The organism is Pigmentiphaga kullae (assembly GCF_004216695.1).
Classification (GTDB): Bacteria; Pseudomonadota; Gammaproteobacteria; order Burkholderiales; family Burkholderiaceae_B; genus Pigmentiphaga; species Pigmentiphaga kullae.
This window is the reverse complement of sequence record NZ_SGXC01000001.1, coordinates 1,143,604-1,159,533: the sequence shown is the minus strand read 5'-3', so window position 1 is coordinate 1,159,533 and position 15,930 is coordinate 1,143,604. Positions and strand designations below refer to the sequence as shown.

The 15,930-nt window shown below is 68.0% G+C and carries 9 protein-coding genes and 1 pseudogene; 4 read left to right on the top strand and 6 right to left on the bottom strand.

The window, feature by feature from the left end:
• Positions 1-88: 88 nt before the first annotated feature.
• The 3 genes from EV675_RS05705 to EV675_RS05695 all read right to left on the bottom strand — a co-directional run bounded on the left by EV675_RS05705 (position 89) and on the right by EV675_RS05695 (position 4,513).
• The gene (locus EV675_RS05705; RefSeq protein ID WP_130356377.1) at positions 89-1,945 is read right to left on the bottom strand and encodes a PhoX family protein; all 1,857 of its coding nucleotides are present in this window, start codon (positions 1,943-1,945) and stop codon (positions 89-91) included.
• Positions 1,946-2,087: 142 nt separating this feature from the next.
• The gene (locus EV675_RS05700; RefSeq protein WP_130356376.1) at positions 2,088-2,861 is read right to left on the bottom strand and encodes a citryl-CoA lyase; all 774 of its coding nucleotides are present in this window, start codon (positions 2,859-2,861) and stop codon (positions 2,088-2,090) included.
• A 59-nt stretch (positions 2,862-2,920) separates the two neighbouring features.
• Complete coding sequence (locus EV675_RS05695) at positions 2,921-4,513, bottom strand: class I adenylate-forming enzyme family protein (RefSeq protein ID WP_130356375.1); 1,593 nt, start codon at positions 4,511-4,513, stop codon at positions 2,921-2,923.
• 148 nt (positions 4,514-4,661) lie between these two features.
• On the opposite strand from EV675_RS05695, the gene EV675_RS05690 reads away from it, so the two are divergent.
• From EV675_RS05690 to EV675_RS05675, 4 genes and pseudogenes are all read left to right on the top strand, one after another.
• Complete coding sequence (locus tag EV675_RS05690) at positions 4,662-5,636, top strand: Bug family tripartite tricarboxylate transporter substrate binding protein (RefSeq protein WP_165404451.1); 975 nt, start codon at positions 4,662-4,664, stop codon at positions 5,634-5,636.
• A gap of 74 nt (positions 5,637-5,710) precedes the next feature.
• Entirely contained in the window at positions 5,711-6,403 is a 693-nt protein-coding gene (locus tag EV675_RS05685) for a GntR family transcriptional regulator (RefSeq protein ID WP_130357920.1), read from the top strand.
• A gap of 357 nt (positions 6,404-6,760) precedes the next feature.
• Positions 6,761-8,017 (top strand): annotated as a pseudogene (locus EV675_RS05680) (malic enzyme-like NAD(P)-binding protein); the annotation flags it as partial.
• 192 nt (positions 8,018-8,209) lie between these two features.
• Positions 8,210-9,175: a D-2-hydroxyacid dehydrogenase gene (locus EV675_RS05675; protein WP_130356372.1), complete on the top strand. Its 966-nt coding sequence runs from the start codon at positions 8,210-8,212 to the stop codon at positions 9,173-9,175.
• A gap of 22 nt (positions 9,176-9,197) precedes the next feature.
• Here EV675_RS05675 and EV675_RS05670 read toward each other — a convergent pair whose 3' ends face one another.
• The 3 genes from EV675_RS05670 to EV675_RS05660 are packed head-to-tail and all read right to left on the bottom strand — an operon-like array spanning position 9,198 to position 15,857.
• Positions 9,198-10,526, bottom strand: a complete 1,329-nt coding sequence (locus EV675_RS05670) for a tetratricopeptide repeat protein (protein ID WP_165404450.1) — start codon at positions 10,524-10,526, stop codon at positions 9,198-9,200.
• A gap of 16 nt (positions 10,527-10,542) precedes the next feature.
• On the bottom strand, positions 10,543-13,062 hold the full coding sequence (locus EV675_RS05665) for a PKD domain-containing protein (protein WP_130356370.1): 2,520 nt from the start codon (positions 13,060-13,062) through the stop codon (positions 10,543-10,545).
• Positions 13,063-13,085: 23 nt separating this feature from the next.
• Positions 13,086-15,857, bottom strand: coding sequence for a TonB-dependent receptor (locus EV675_RS05660; protein WP_130356369.1), 2,772 nt, complete (start codon positions 15,855-15,857; stop codon positions 13,086-13,088).
• Between the last annotated feature and the right edge of the window lie 73 nt (positions 15,858-15,930).

Genomic DNA, 15,930 nt, shown 5'->3' with positions numbered 1-15,930 from the left:
AAGAAAAAAAACCCGGATGGCCAGGCCATCCGGGCTGTAAATGGGGGTGCGCCGCGAACCGCGGGCAACGCGCCCCCTCCTTGATTGTTCAGGCGCCCACAGGCTTGCCGTCCTTCCGGCTGACCACGATCGTGGCGGACCGCGCGTCGCCGCCGCCGGCGCGCTTGGTGTTCCACACGCCGTTCGGGTGCTGGATGTTGATGAAGAAGGTCGCCAGGTCGGGCGTGTAGGCGATGCCCGTGATCTCGCAGCCCTTGGGGCCCACCAGGAAGCGCTTGGATTCGCCCGTTTCCTGGTCGACGTAGTACATCGAGTTGTTGCCGAAGATGTCGGTGATGTTCGAGCCCGTGCCCGAGTCGGTCTGCACCCACAGGCGGCCCTGGGGATCGACGCGGATGCCGTCGGGGCTGGAGAACTCGTCGCCCTTGATGTTGCCGGTCACGTTGGCCGCGGCGCCGTCCGCCGGATCCTGGCCGGCCAGCAGCAGCAGTTCCCATTCGAAGGTCGTGGCCAGCGGGGAATCGCCGCGCTCCTTCCAGCGCACGATGTGGCCGTGCGAGTTGCTGATGCGCGGGTTGGCGGCGCTGGTGCGCTTGCGACTGCCGTTGTTGGTCAGCGTGCAATAGACGGTCTTGTCCACGCCCACCGTGATCCACTCGGGACGGTCCATCAGCGTGGCGCCGGCCACGCGCGCGGCGACCTTGGTGTCGATCAGCACGTCGGCCTGGCTGGCGAAATTGACGATGGTGGGCCGGGGCGGCTGGTCCGGGGCGGTCTGCGTGTAGTTGCCCGGGTCGATGGCGTTCAGCGTCAGGTTGTTCTTGCCGTGCGTCAGCTCGACCCAGTTGCCGGTGCCGTCGTCGTTGAAGCGGGCGGCGTACAGCGTGCCTTCGTCCAGCAGGTTCAGGTTGGCGGCGCGGTTCTTGGGATCGTAGGCCTTGCTGGGGATGAACTTGTAGATGCAGCCCGGCGTGCCGTCGTCGCCCATATAGAACGCGACGCGGTTGGCCTCGTCCGTCATGTAGGCGGTGTTCTCGTGATCGAAGCGGCCCATGGCGGTGCGCTTGACCGCGGTCGAGGTCGGCGTGTAGGGGTCGATCTCGACCACCCAGCCGTAGCCCTTCTCGTCCTGCGTGGGATCCAGGTAGTTGTCGGTCGTCTCTTCGCAGGTCAGGTACGTGCCCCAAGGCGTCGGGCCGCTGGCGCAGTTGTTCAGCGTGCCCACCACCTTGCGGGTGCCGTTGACCGCCGAGGCGGCCGGACCGCCGACGTTGTAGACGGTGTTGCCGGTATAGCGCTTGTTGTAGCGGGAGTTGGCCTTGACCGACCACGTGCCGTCTTCGCCGCGCGCGATCTCGACGACCGAGACGCCGACGTTCGACAGCCGCGTCTTGGTGCCTTCCACGGTCAGGTTCAGCGTGGCGTTATCGGTGCTTTCGTGGTTCAGGACCAGCAGGCCGCCCTTGTTGGGGTCGACGCCGTCCAGCGCGTAGTAATGCATGCCATCGTGCTGGCCGCCGGCCTGCGTCTCGGTGTCCGGCCACGACTGGGGCGTGCCGGCGTATCCGGCGGAACCCGCCTCGCACTTGTCGCCGGCCGAGTACAGGACCTGCACCTGATAGTTCTTGGGCACGGTCACGGTGTCCTCCGTGATCTTGTCCGCCAGCCGCTCGAACTTGACCGAGTAGTCGGGGCCGACCGGATCGGTACCGCCGCCACCGCCTCCGCCGCCGCCCGGCGCGGGCGCGGAATCGCCATCGCTGCCACAGGCGGCAAGCGTCGTGGCGCCGAAGACCGACAGGATCGACAGACCGAAGCTGTTCCGAAGCAGCGTGCGGCGTGCGGGGTTGGCGGCGACGATCTCGTCGAACATCTGGCCGGGAACGGTGACTTCTCCCTGCGCCTCGCGAGACGGAGCGCGCAATTTATCTGTCAGGTAGGACATTCAAACCTCGTGGTGTGGAAAGACGGCATTAAGCTGCTAGTCAGCTTGACCGAGCGCGAGGTTAAAAGACCTACATGACATCCGGGTTACGGACGAAAAAAAGTCCGCCCCTCGAGGCGGACCTGGACGCGGCGAACGGAGATCAGCGCAGATGCGCGGTGGCTTCTTCCTCGACCATGGCCTTGATCTCCCGCGCCATCGGCTCGCGCAGTTCTTCCAGCACGTGCGCCACCAGCCCGATGGCGCGCGACATGACGCCTATGCCACGGACCACGCGCCAGGGAATACCCAGTTCGCTGGCGACCGCGGCGATGGCACCAGTGGCGTTGACCGGCAGGCTCTTGCCCAGCCGGGCCTGCGCCGCCTCGGCCACCGCCTGCATCAGCGCCACGTAGGGGCCGCCGAAACCGTTCTCGCCGGCGATCTCGAACAGCCGCGGGGCACGCGGATCGACCGGCTTGTGGATATGGTGGCCGATGCCCGGCACCGTGCGGCCGCGCGCCGCGTGCTCGTCGACGATGCGGGCGGCCAGGGCCGCGATGTCGCCGGGCTGGGCCGGGTCCGGCAACGCCTCCTGCAGCATGCGGGCGGCGTTCTCCATGCTGCCGACGAACACGCTGCCCAGGCCACTCAGCCCGGCCGCCACCGCGGCCTGCATGGCCTCGGGCGCGCCCGCCAGCGTCATGCGGGTCACGATGGCGCTGGGCGTCATGCCATGCTCGACCAGGATCACCGCCAGTGCGTTGAACACGCGCGACTCGCGCTCGTTGGGCAGGCGGTCCATCATTTCCAGAAAGGCCATGTCGCCCAGCGACACCTTGCCCATGATGTCCTGGCACAGGTCCAGCCCCTTGATGGTGATCTTGTCTTCGGTGCTCCAGCAGATGTCGGTCTTGAGTTGCTTGCGCTTGGCCATGGGTCGTGTCTCCTTCGGGGTCCGGTTCGCATTGTGCCCGCGGCGGGCGGGCGATGGGTTCAGGCTTGCAGGTCCACGGTCCGTTCCTTGACGGCGGGATCCTCGCGCAGCAGGTTCTTGGCGATCTTGTGCGTGGGCGTGTGCGGCAGCTCGGGCAGCAGCGCCACGTAGCGCGGCACCTTGATGGCGGCCAGCCTGTCGCGGCACCACTGCGCCACCTCGGCCTCGGCCAGCGAGACGCCCGGGCGCGGCGCCACCACCACCAGGATCTCGTCCTCGCCCAGTTCGGAGGGCACGGCCAGGGCCGCCGCCTCGAACACGGCGGGGTGCTCGTTGATGACCATCTCGAGTTCGGCGGCGGCGATGTTCTCGCCGCGGCGCCGGATGATGTCCTTCTTGCGCGAGACGTGGAAGAAGAAACCGTCGGCATCGCGCCGGACCAGGTCGCCTGTCTTGAGCCACTCGCCGTCGAAGGCCTGGCGGGTCTGTTCGGGGTCGCGGAAATAGCCCTGCATGACGATGGGCGTGGCCACCCAAAGCTCGCCCACCTCGTCCACGCCCACGTCGCGGCCGGCGTCGTCGACCACCCGGCAGCGCGCCCAGGGCCGGGCCGGATCCGGGTGCGCGGCCACCACGCCCATGCTGCCCGGCTTGTCCGGTCCGTCGTAGGGATTGCAGGTGACGCCGGGGATCTCGGTCATGCCGAATCCCGAAAACAGGTGTGGCACCCCGAATTCATCGCGAAACGCGGGCGCGGATTTCCTGCGCACGCCATACACCACGCGCAGGCGGTGATCGGGCCGGTACTCGCGCCGGTCGCGGGAGGCCAGGATGGTGCCGATGGCCTCGATGATGTTGACCACCGTGGCGCCGTTGTCGGCCGCCACCTGCCAGAAGGTCGAGGCGGAAAAGCGCGGCACCAGGATCATCGCCGCCCCGGACGCCAGCACGCCGCCCACCGAGTAGAACAGCGCATTCATGTGGAAGAACGGCAGGATGATCATCAGCCTGTCGTCCGGTTGCAGGTGCACGCGCGCGACGTTGGCCTCGCCGGCGGTCACGAGGTTGTACTGGCTGTGCATGACGCCCTTGGGAAACCCCGTGGTGCCGGACGTGTAGATGATGACGCAGGTATCGGATGGTGCCGGAACGGGCAGCGGCGCCTCGTCCACCGGCTGCGCCAGCGCGGCGGCCAGCGATCCGGCATCGTCCTGCGGGCCGTCTGTCGTCATCAGCCAGGCAGGCGCCGGCAACGCGGCGGCGATCGGCCGCACCAGGTCAAGAAGGCGTGTCTCGGCCAGGATGCCCTGCACCTGGGCGTGCCGCAGCGCATAGTCCATCTCGCGCGGACCGAAATCCGGATTGACCGGCACCATGGTGGCCCCCAGCCGGGCCAGCGCGAACAGCGCCAGCACGTGCGCCTTGTCGTTGCGTCCGGCCACCGCCACGCGCGAGCCGGGACCTGTTCCCCGCGCGGCCAGGACCCGGGCCAGGTGTTCGTAGCGCCGGCCGAATTCGGCCCAGGTCCAGCACTCGCCGTCCTGGATCAGGAAGGGTTCCGCGGCGCGGTCGACGCACCGGCTCAGGAAGGCATCGTGCAGGGTCCCGTCATGGGGACGATAGCGGTTCAGGACTTCGAGTGGACTTTGCATGGTCGAGCGGCCGGAACAGGATTCGACCTTGCCAGTTTACTTCCTGGATACGTGCGTGCACAATTGTATTCAAACGAATACCGATAGTGCCCGACCACCGCCTGCGGCGGCGCCACGGGCGCGAACCCCGGCCCCCTCAGGAGGAGACATGAAGCACGCATTCGGCGCAGCGGTCTGTCTGGCCGCTTTCGCCCTGCCCGGCCACGCCGCGCCGGCCGACCACTATCCCGAAAAACCCGTCCGCATCGTGGTTCCGTTCGCCGCGGGCGGCGGCGGCGATTTCATCGCCCGCGCCTTCGCCGACAAGCTGTCGGCCACCCTCAAGCAGCCGGTCATCATCGACAACCGCGGCGGCGGCAATACCGTGACGGGCACCGAAGCCGTCGCCAAGGCCGAACCCGACGGCTATACGCTGCTGATCGTCAGCCCCAGCTTCGCCACCAATCCCACGCTGCTGCCCAGGCTGCCCTACCGGACGCCCGACGATTTCGCGCCCATCGGCCTGGTCATCACCTATGCGATGGGCCTGGCCGCGCGCGCCAACCTGCCCGCCAACGACATCCCCCAATTGCTGGAGCTGGCCGCCAGGCAGCCGGGCAAGCTGACCATCGCCACCTCGGGCGAGGGATCCGCCTCGCACATGGCCACCGAGCTGTTCAAGGCCGCCACCCACGCCAACATCCTGGACGTGCCGTACCGCGGCGCCGGACCCGCCATGCTCGACGTCGCCAGCGGCCACGTGGATCTCGCGTTCACCGGCCTGTCGCAGATCAAGCCCCACCTGGACAGCAAGCGGGCCAAGCTGCTGGCCACGAGCGGACTGCGGCGCCTGCAGTCGGCGCCCGACATCCGGACCATCGCCGAACAGGGCGTCAAGGATTTCGAGGCGGTGGTGTGGTGGGGCATGTTCGCGCCGGCCGGCACGCCCAAGCCGATCATCGACAAGATCAACGGCGCGCTGCGCATCAGCCTCGCGGATCCGGAGGTGGCCAAGCGATTCGAGGTCATCGACGGAGAGGTGCGCGTGTCATCACCGGAGGAATTCGACCGCTTCGTGCGCGAGGAGATCAAACGCTGGGGCAAGCTGCTCAAGCCTTCCAAGGCCACGACGGCTTCGCCTTGAACGGGAGCGGCGGGCCAGGGCAGGGGACGGACTTGGTTATGATCCCTGCTTTGCCACCCGCCATTCCGCCGTCCATGCCCAGAAAGAAAGCGGCTCCCGCCGTGCCCAGCGCGAAGAGCCTGGGACAGACCTCGTGCTCGCGCGGCGAGCAGGCCTACCAGTATGTGCGCACCGCCATCCACACCGGCGAACTGGCTCCCGGCACGCGGTTGCGCGAGATCGAACTGGCCGAGCTGCTGGGCCTGAGCCGCACGCCCGTGCGCGAGGCCCTGAGCCGCCTGGAGAACGAAGGGCTCGTCGTGAACGAATCCGGCCGCGGACTCATCGTGACCGAGCTCGATCAGAGCATGGTCAACGAACTGTACGTCATGCGCGAGGTGCTGGAAGGCACGGCCGCGCGGCTGGCCGCGCGCCACGCCTCCGACGTGGAAGTCTCGGCCCTGCGGGAGATCGCCGACCGCGATGCCCACCTGGCCGGCCAGCCCGAGCAGCTCGCGATCAACAACCGCTTCTTCCATGACACGCTGTACCGCTGCGCTCACAACCGCTATCTGCTGAAGACGCTCAATTCGCTGCAGGAATCGATGGCGCTGCTGGGTCCCACCACCTTGACCATTCCGGGTCGCGCCGACAGCAGTTCGCGCGAACACCAGGAAATGGTGGCGGCGCTGGAGCAGCGCGACCCCGATCTTGCCGAACGCATCACACGGGAACACATCCGCGCCGCCTACAAGGTGCGGCTGACCCGCATGCTTCGCGCGCTGTGACCCGCGCCCCTGGCCGGGTGATAGTTGCCTCTCCGCAACTATCACCCGCGCCGTCACGTACGACCCGATGCCAGGACCTTGGCCGCGCTGGTTTGCTGTAACGCAGCATCCCTTTGCACGGGCGCGGTCGGCCCACGCCATGGCATCCGCACACCTTTCCATCCGGACCAGGGCCATGCCACGCGATGCTGCGCCGCATGATCGTTGCGATGCGCATCGACCCCGGCCACGCCATGCCCGCACGGCCGCCAATGCTCCCACCGCGCCTGCCCCGGAGAGCCAGCTCGAGCGCCGTGCCATGCTCAACCGGGCATACAATGTTCGTTCACGTGCCGCTACTGTTCTACATATAAAACAATGGATTCCTCGCTTACCGATCAGGCGCTCGCCTATCATCAGTTCCCCATTCCCGGAAAGATCTCCGTCGTCCCCACCAAGCCGCTCGACAACCAGCACGACCTGTCGCTGGCCTATTCGCCCGGCGTCGCCGCCGCGTGCGAAGCCATCGCCAACGACCAGCAGTCCACGCGCTACTACACCTCGCGCTCGAACCTGGTGGCGGTCATCTCGAACGGCACCGCCGTGCTCGGCCTGGGCAACATCGGCCCGTACGCCGCCAAGCCGGTCATGGAAGGCAAGGCCTGCCTGTTCCAGAAGTTCGCGGGCATCAACGTCTTCGACATCGAGCTGGCCGAGACGGACCCCGACAAGCTGGTCGACGCCATCGCGATGATGGAGCCCACGTTCGGCGGCATCAATCTCGAGGACATCAAGGCGCCCGAGTGCTTCTACATCGAGCGCAAGTTGACCGAGCGCATGTCGATCCCGGTCTTCCACGACGACCAGCACGGCACGGCCATCGTCGCCTCCGCCGGCATCGTCAATGGCCTGAAGCTGGCCGAGAAGTCGCTGGACCAGGTCAAGCTGGTCTGCTCGGGCGCCGGCGCCGCGGCCATCGCCTGCCTGGACCTGCTGGTGCGCCAGGGGCTGAGGAAGGAGAACATCCTGCTGGTGGATTCCAAGGGCGTGGTCTACGAAGGCCGCGACGCGTCGATGGAGTTCAACAAGTCGCGCTATGCCACCACCAGCACCGCGCGCACGCTGGCCGACGCGGTCAAGGACGCCGATGTCTTCCTGGGTTGCTCCGCCGCCGGACTGCTGACGCCGGAAATGGTCTCGACCATGGCGCTGCGCCCCCTGATCCTGGCGCTGGCCAATCCCGAACCCGAGATCCGTCCGGAAGTGGCCCGCGCCGTCCGCTCGGACTGCCTGATCGCGACGGGACGTTCGGACTACCCGAACCAGGTCAACAACGTCCTCTGCTTCCCCTTCCTGTTCCGCGGCGCGCTGGACGTGGAGGCCATGCGCATCACCGACGAGATGAAGCTCGCCTGCGTGAACGCCATCGCCAATCTTGCACAGCAGCCCATCCCGCCTGAAGTCGCCAAGGCCTATCCCAACCACAAGCTGGAATTCGGCCCCGACTACTTCATTCCCACGCCGTTCGATCCCCGCCTGATCAGCGAAGTCGCGTCCGCCGTCGCACTGGCCGCGATGGATTCGGGCGTCGCGCGCCGTCCCATCGGCGACATCGACGCCTATCGCCAGTCGCTGCTGAAGTAGTCTTCCCACACGCTGGCGCGGGAGCGGAACGGCAATTTGCCTTCCGCTCTGGCGGCGAGCGGATCATCACCTGCTGGATACCCATCCGGGGCACAGCGGATCCGGCTCAGCCGGTCCGCCAGTGCCGCCCCTCGGAGGGGCGCGCGAAGCGCGTAGGGGGGATCCATCCATAGAGGGCTTCTCATGTCGTCGTTCACGCACAAGATCGTCTTCCTGGACCGGGCCAGCCTGCAGGCCACCATCCGGCCGCCCGCCTTCCCCCACGCCTGGGTCGATCACGAGATCACGTCCCGCGACGAGGTGGTGGCGCGATTGAAGGATGCGTCCATCGCGGTCACCAACAAGGTGCCGCTGCGCCGCGCCGAACTGGACCAGTTGCCGGCGCTGAAGATGATCGCCGTGGCGGCGACGGGCACGGACATCATCGACCTGGCCGCTTGCCAGGAACGCGGCATCGTCGTGTCGAACATCCGCAACTACGCCACGGCCTCACTGCCCGAGCACACCTTCGCGCTCATCCTGGCGCTGCGCCGCAACCTGCGCGCCTATGCCGCCGACGTCGAAGCCGGCAAGTGGCAGCGGTCGCAGCAGTTCTGCTTCCTCGACTATCCCATCCGCGACCTGGCCGGCAGCCGGCTGGGCATCGTGGGCTACGGCGCGCTGGGACGGTCCGTGGCCGCGCTGGGCCGCGCCTTCGGCATGGAGATCTGCGTCGCCAGCCGCTCGCCGGTGGACGAGCCAGGTATCGTGAACCTGCCCCTGCCGGAACTGCTGCGCACCGCGGACGTCGTCACGCTGCACCTGCCGCTCAGCGCGGCCACTCGCAACATGATCGGCCGCGCCGAGCTGGCATCCATGAAGCCCACCGCGCTGCTCATCAACACCGCCCGCGGCGGGCTGGTGGACGAGGCGGCGCTGGCCGAGGCCCTGCGCGCCGGCACCATCGCCGGTGCCGGCTTCGACGTGGCCGACGGCGAACCGCCCACCGACGCCAATCCGCTGCTGCACGTCGGGCACCCCAATTTCATCCTGACCCCGCACGTCGCCTGGGCCAGTCAGGAAGCCATGCAGACGCTGGCCGACCAACTGGTGGACAACCTGGAAGCCTTCGTCGCGGGCAAGCCGCGCAACGTGGTCCTGCCCAAGTAAGGCCAAGGCGGACCATGCGCGATCATGGCTCGCCTTGCGCCAGCGAGCGCAGCCGCGCGGCCCGCTCACCATAGCGGCCGGCTTCGGCCATCCGGCCCTGGCTCCGGTAGAGCGCCTCGAGATTCAGCAGCAAGGGCAGCAGGCGCACGTCCTCCGACCCCACCGCCCGGTCGGCCAACCCCAGAGCTTCCAGGAACATCGGCTCGGCCTGGCCGAAGCGCCGCTGGCGATAGACATGCGCCGCCAGGTAGTTCAAGGCCCGCGCCTGGCCCAGCAAGGCCTCCGGCACCTCCCCCTGTTCACGATAGATCTCCAGCGCACGCGCATGCAGGGGCTGCGCCTGGCCCGGGTCGCCTTGCGCCTCCAGCACCAGCGCCTGGTTGGCCACCACGCGCGCGGTATCCAGGCTGCCCGGTCCCGTACGGGCCTCGACGATGGGCAGGGCGCGAGCCAGCAGTTCCCGCGCGGGTCCATAGGCCTTGCGCGCCAGCTCGCCCATGGCCAGTTCGTTCAACTGCGCCGCCAGCGCCAGGCTGTGGGGATCATCCCGTTCCAGATGCTCGACGATACGTCGCCGCCATGTGGCGGACGGCTCGTGCAGGCCCTGGCCATCGAGCAGGTCCGCCAGGGCGATGGCGGTGCGCGTCCAGGCGTGGGACACGGGCCCCGGCGTTTGCCCCCGCAAAGCCAGCGCCTGTTCGAACGCGCCGCGGGCGGCCGCGGCATTGCCCGAGGCCACGCTGGCACGCGCCCGCCGCTCGAGCGCGTCGGCCTGGTCGGCAAGCGGCAGCGCGACGGCATCCGCGTCCAGCCGCCGGTCGTAGGCCCGCGCCTCGTCGGCATGCCCCAGTCCCGCATGCGCGCGCGCCAACGCCGACAGCGCCTGGGCCCGCAGCGGAAGCATGGCCTCGTCATCCTGCCGGGCATCGGCGATCGCCAGGGCGCGTTCATAGGGAACCAGGGCGGCGTCGGCGCGCCCCAGGACATCGAGCGCTTTGCCCAGGTTGAGCGCCAGCGTGGCGGTGTTCGGATGCGCCCCCAGCGCCTGCTCGCTCAGAGCCAGCGCCTGCCGCAACAGACCGGCGGCCTCTTCGCCTCGCCCCTGTGCCTGTTGGGCCAAAGCCAGCGCGTTCAGGCTGCTCGCGACGAAGGGCTCTTTCCTGCCGCCGGCCACGCGCGCCAGGGCGAGCGCCCGGCGGGCCTCCTGTTCGGCCTGGACGTAGTTGCCGGCGGCGTACTGCCGCACGGCGGAGCCGTACGAGACCTCCCAATCGGCCTCGGAGGCCGCGCGCACGGGCGCTGCCACGCTCATGCACGCCAGCAGCAAGCATGACGACAGCAGACACCTCATGGAAACGGCCGGAGCGTCATCGGAAATAGAAGACCGACGGCTGGTACTGGAAGGTCCAGTCCGGACGTTCGGCCACCCTGAAGGTCCACGAAACCGGCCGTTCGTGGTTACCGCTTGCCGGCTCGGCTGCCGCATCCACCGACAGGTTCAGGGCGACGACGATGGACTCGCCCTTGCGGACGATCTGATTGTCCACCAGGCCGCCGAAGGACGGCTGGAATCCGCCCACCGTGGCGCTGACCGCCACGCCGGTGATGGTGTAGTCGCGATCGTACGCCGTCAGCCGGTAGTAGGCCACGCCGCTGCCGCGCTTGGCGGCCTCCTCCGGATTGCTGACGGGCGACCACATGAAGAACGTCGGCGCGTAGGACGGGCTGAACGGGAACAGCTTCTGCGTCAACCCCGTGGCATCCGACGCGGTGGGCGTGGACGCCTGCTCCAGCAGCAGCGTGGGATAGCCGGAACGCACGACGGCAGGAACACTGACCGCGAACGGACCGACCCGGTCGGTGCCATCGTAGGCCAGGAGCTCCAGCGTGTAGTTGCCCGGCACCGACGGCGCCAGGCCTACGTCGGCGCAGTCCCACGTCCGGTAGGCCAGGATCTCCGCCCAGTAAGCCGCCCACGTCACGTTGTTGGCCGCTCCCCACGCATCGGTATAGCTCCTGCCGTTCTGGCATGCGCCATTGGTCAGCAGCTTGAACGCGTTGCCGGCCGGCTCCTGCGTCACGGACCACAGATAGGTGAGCTTGTCGCCGTCGGGATCGAAGGCGCTCGACGTCAACGAGAACCCGTTCCAGGTCTCCAGCGTCTCGTTCAAGCCCGTCACGCTGTTGGTGTATGCGAGCGTCCCGTTCCGGCCCAGCACCATGGGCTGCTCGGCGCTGTACGGCAAGGTCGGGGCCACGCGCACCGTGGGCGCGTGGTTCTGCGACTTCGCCAGCAGGGTCACCTTCGAGACGGTCCGACTCGTGAAACCGTGGCTGTCGGTCACCCTCAGGCCTGCGGTGTAGGGCCCGGCCTTGTCCGGCGTGATCGTCGGCTTGTCGGTGTTGGCGTTCTGCAATTCGGCCGTGCTGCCGTCGGGCCGGTCGAGCAGCGTCCATGCATAGGTCAGCCGGTTGCCGTCGGGATCGGTGCTGCCGGCGCCGTCCAGCGTGACGCGGCGGCCGATCAGGGTCGAGGTATTGCCGGTGCTGATGGCGGCGCTGGCCGTGGGAGCGCGATTGGCCCCCAGCAGCGCGGTATAGGTCTGCCTGACCGCATTGCTGGTGGCGCCCTCGGCATCGCGCACCCGCAGCTCTATCGTGTAGTCGCCCCTGACCGTCGGCGTGAAATTGCTCTCGTTGCCCTTGTCCAGCACCGAGTTGGCGATCGGGTCCCATTCCGCAGGATAGCTGATCCACGTCCATTCATAGGCGGGATACGGATAGGTGTAGTCCGGGTCATAGGCACCGCCGAAACCGATCATCCGGAACGGCGCGCCCAACTCGGCCTCGTAGGTGTTGTTGGAATAGGGCACCAGCGGGCTGATCAAGCCGGGCGCCAGATTGGCCTCTCCCTGGGGTTTGACGACGCCGATCTGCACGCTCTTCTCGCTTGTCGATATCCCGTCGAACACTCGCAGCGTCACCCCCACGCTGCCGACCACGTTGGGCGTGAACACCGCGCGAGCCGTGGCGGCATGCTCGATGACCGCGGTCGAGCCATAGCCGCTGAAATCGTTCGAGAAGCTCCACCGGTACTGCAGCCGGCTCTTGTCGGCGGGCGTGTCCGGGTCGTAGGTTGCCGAGGCATCCAGCACCACCTGGCTGCCGCGATCGACCTTGATCCCCGTCGACTGGCCGTTCACCGAGAACTCCACCACCGCCGGCACGTTGCCCTTCACGACGTTGACCGAGACCTCGTCGGCCCTGCTGACACGCTCGCCGTAGGCCACGACCAGGCTCGCCCGGTAGACGCCCGGAACGTCGGCCGAGAAGCGGGGCCGTACGTTGCCCGGCTGGTCCAGCATCGCCTTGCTGCCATCGGGCACCTGCACCAGCGTCCAGCGGTAAACCAGCCGGCTGGCGTCGCCGCCCTCGGGCGGCTGGCTGCCGGTGCCGTCCAGCTGGACGGCGCCGATCAGCGTATTGCTGTCCGCGCCGGCATTGGCCACGGGATCGAGGCTCGTGGCCTTCACGATGGTCTCGGCCGTGCCGCTGTCCGCGTTGCCGTCGTTGACGACCAGCCGCACCACGTAGTTGCCGGGCTGATCGGGAACGAACGTGGCCTTGGTCGAGGCGCCCGACAGCGTGGTATCGCTGCCGACCGGCTTGCCGCCCAGCGACCAGCGGTAGGTCAGCGCGCCGCCGCCGGGCGAGCTTGCCGTAGCCGTTACCGTCACGGTGGCGCCGACTTCCACCGAGGCACGATCCGGGGAGATCGAAGCGGTGGGCGCGGCGACGCGCGGGCCGTCGTCGCCTCCTCCTCCGCAAGCGGCCAGCAGCAGGGCCGTACCCAGCCCCAGGAATAGATGTCGGAATGCGGGTCTCATGATGCGAATTTCCTTTGCGCGAATCAGAACTGCAGCGTGACGCTCATCCTGGCGGTGCGGCCCGGGGCCGGAACCAGCCCCAGGCTGAGCGCGTCCAGGTAATAGCGGTCGGTCAGGTTGTCGATGTTGAAATCGATGCTCAGGCGGTCGTTGACCTTGTAGCTGGCGAAGAAATCGAAGATCCGGTAGGCGTGCCACTGCACGGGCGCGGCGTAGGCGATGCCCCCGGTGGAGGTCTGGTCGTCGTACGTGGGGACCGCGTTGCGCTTGCCCATCAGCGTTCCGCGCAGGCCCAGCGTCAGCCGGCGGTCCAGCAGGCGCGTTCCGACCAGCAGGCTGGCGTGCCACTTGGGCGGAATCATGTTGTTGACGTAGCTGGCCGCGATGCCGTAGTCGGTGCAGGTCACGCGGCGGTAGCTGCCGGTCAGGCAGGTCTGGATGCGGGTGTAGCCGGTGGCGCCGAACTGCGTGAAGAACCGGCCCAGGTCGTACGAGCCGGACAGCTCGATGCCGTTGAACGAGGCGCTGTCGATGTTACGCATGCGGAAGATTCCCGCGTTGACGCCGGTGCTGTTGTCCTCCCACGTGTTGGGAATCGTACGCGTCAGATAGTCCCTGACCGTGTTGTGGAAGTAGGCGAGCTTGACGCGGAACTTGTCATGGCTTTTCCAGAGCCCGTCCTTCAGGTAGTTGATGCCGACCTCCCGGTTGTAGGCATGTTCGGGGCGCAGGTTGCTGTCCAGGGTCGGCGCCGCCGAGAATCCCGACGAGCTCTCGAACAGGCTGGGCATGCGCAGCGCCTCGGCATAGCTGGCGTAGAACTGCAGGCCCGCCAGCGGCTCCCAGGTCAGGCTGGCCATGGGCGTGGTGCCGCTTTTCCGATTCGAGTAGTAGACGGGGTCGCACTCCCCGTCGCCGTCGTCGTCGAAGCAGTACTGGCTGTTCTTGTCGATCACCGTCGCGTTGTCGTCCTGCGACCGGAAACGCATGTAGCGCAGGCCGGCGTCGAACGTGAGGCTGCCCGTCGGCTTCCACTGCACGGCGCCGAACAGGCTGTACTCGTTGCGCGATCCGTTGCGGAAGTAGTACTTGGGCGCCTTCTCGTCGTCGCCCGTGGTGCCTATGTCTTCCCACTGCCCCGAGGCGCCGTAATCGACCTTGATCTCGCCCCAGCGGTGCAAGCGCAGGGTATTGGTCAGGTCCAGTCCCCGGCGCTTGTATTTCTCGGCCGAGTTGTACGACTCGCCGCCCAGTTGCGCCACGGCCTTCGAATAGTTCCGGTTCAGGCTGTCGGTGTCGGTCATCCACAGGTTGGCGCGCAGGTCGACGTAATCGCTACCCGCAGGCTGCCAGTGATACCGGGCGGTGTAGGTATTCGCGGTGACCTGGCTGTTCTCGGTCTGCTCCACCACGCCGAACCAGATCAGTTGCGACGGCATGAGCTGCCCGTAGGTGCTGGTGTAGCGCAGGTAGCTCAGCTCCAGCTCCTGGTCGTGGGGCAGGTAGAAACGCGTCTTCAGCAGTGTCGATTCGCTGTCGTAGTTGGTGTTGACCACGCGTTCGCCGGCGCGGATGCGCGAGGCGCCTTCCAGGCGCGGCACGATCTCGGTATAGAAACCGCGGTCGTAGGTCTCGGACAGGTCCACCCACGGCGTGGGCCCATGCTTGCCCGCGTAGTAATTGCCCTGGCTGCGGCGCGCGTGGGCCGCGACCAGGTCGACCTGTTCCCAGCGCTTGGCGAAGGCCACGCTGCCGGCATGGCCCTTGGGATCGAAGGTGCCCGGCCGGTCCAGGGTCTCGTTCGTGCCGTAGATGCCGGACAACTCATGGCCCGCGCACAGGCTGGGGCTGGCGCAATCGGTACGGTATCCCCCGCCGCCGCCCAGGATGCCGCCCACGTTGTAGCCCGAGCGCGTGCCCGGCGCGGACGCCGAGCCGCTGTTGTTGCCGATGGCGGTGCCGCGGATGCGCAGCCCTATGCTCTCTCCCCGCCGGACGATGTCCTCGGCGTTCAGGGTGCGCATGCTGACCAGGCCGCCCACGGCGCCTGCGCCCTGGGCACTGAGCGTGGGGCCCTTGTTGATGTCGATGCCGCCGATCAGGTCAGGATCGACGAAACTGCGCGAGGACACGCCCGCATAGCCCCGGTAGACGGTGGTCTCCTGGCGCGCGCCGTCGACCAGCACCGGCACGCGGCCTTGTCCCTGCATGCCCCGGATGTTGATGTCCAGCCCGCCGCTGTTGCGGTTCTCGCCCACGAGCACACCCGGCGTACCCTGGAAGATGTCGCCCACCGACGTGCCGCGGAAGCGCTCGATGTCGTCGCGGCTGATATGGCTGGACGACCCGGCGGTGCGATAGGGCGCATCTTCCGGCCGGATCGCATCGGCCTCGACGTGCACCGTCGGCAGGTAGCCGATCTCGCTGGCGTCTGCCGGTGTCTTCTTCAACGTGTAGCCGCCGCCGCGCGCATCCAGCTCATAGCCCGTACCCGCCAGCAGGGCCGCGAAACCGCCCTCCACCGTGTACGGCCCACGCAAGCCCTGGCTGCGGATACCGGCCAGTTGGTCGGCATCGAACGAGAACGCGACGCCGGCCTGCGCCGCGAACTCGGCCAGCACATGCCCGAGCGGCCCCGGCCCGATGGCATAGTCGCGGCTCGCCTGGCCGGGCGGCTCGCCGGCCGCCGCGTGAACGGCGGCAGCCGGGGCGAGGAGCAGAAAAACGGCCAGCAGGGCGGCGGCCAGCGCACGGGCTGGCGGGCCCTCCTGGGGGCGGAACGCGTGAGACGGCATGATTTCCTTCGTCGGGTATGTCCAGTCCCCCGCCGCGATGAGCGGGGTACCTATCCATACCGGACGAGGCGCG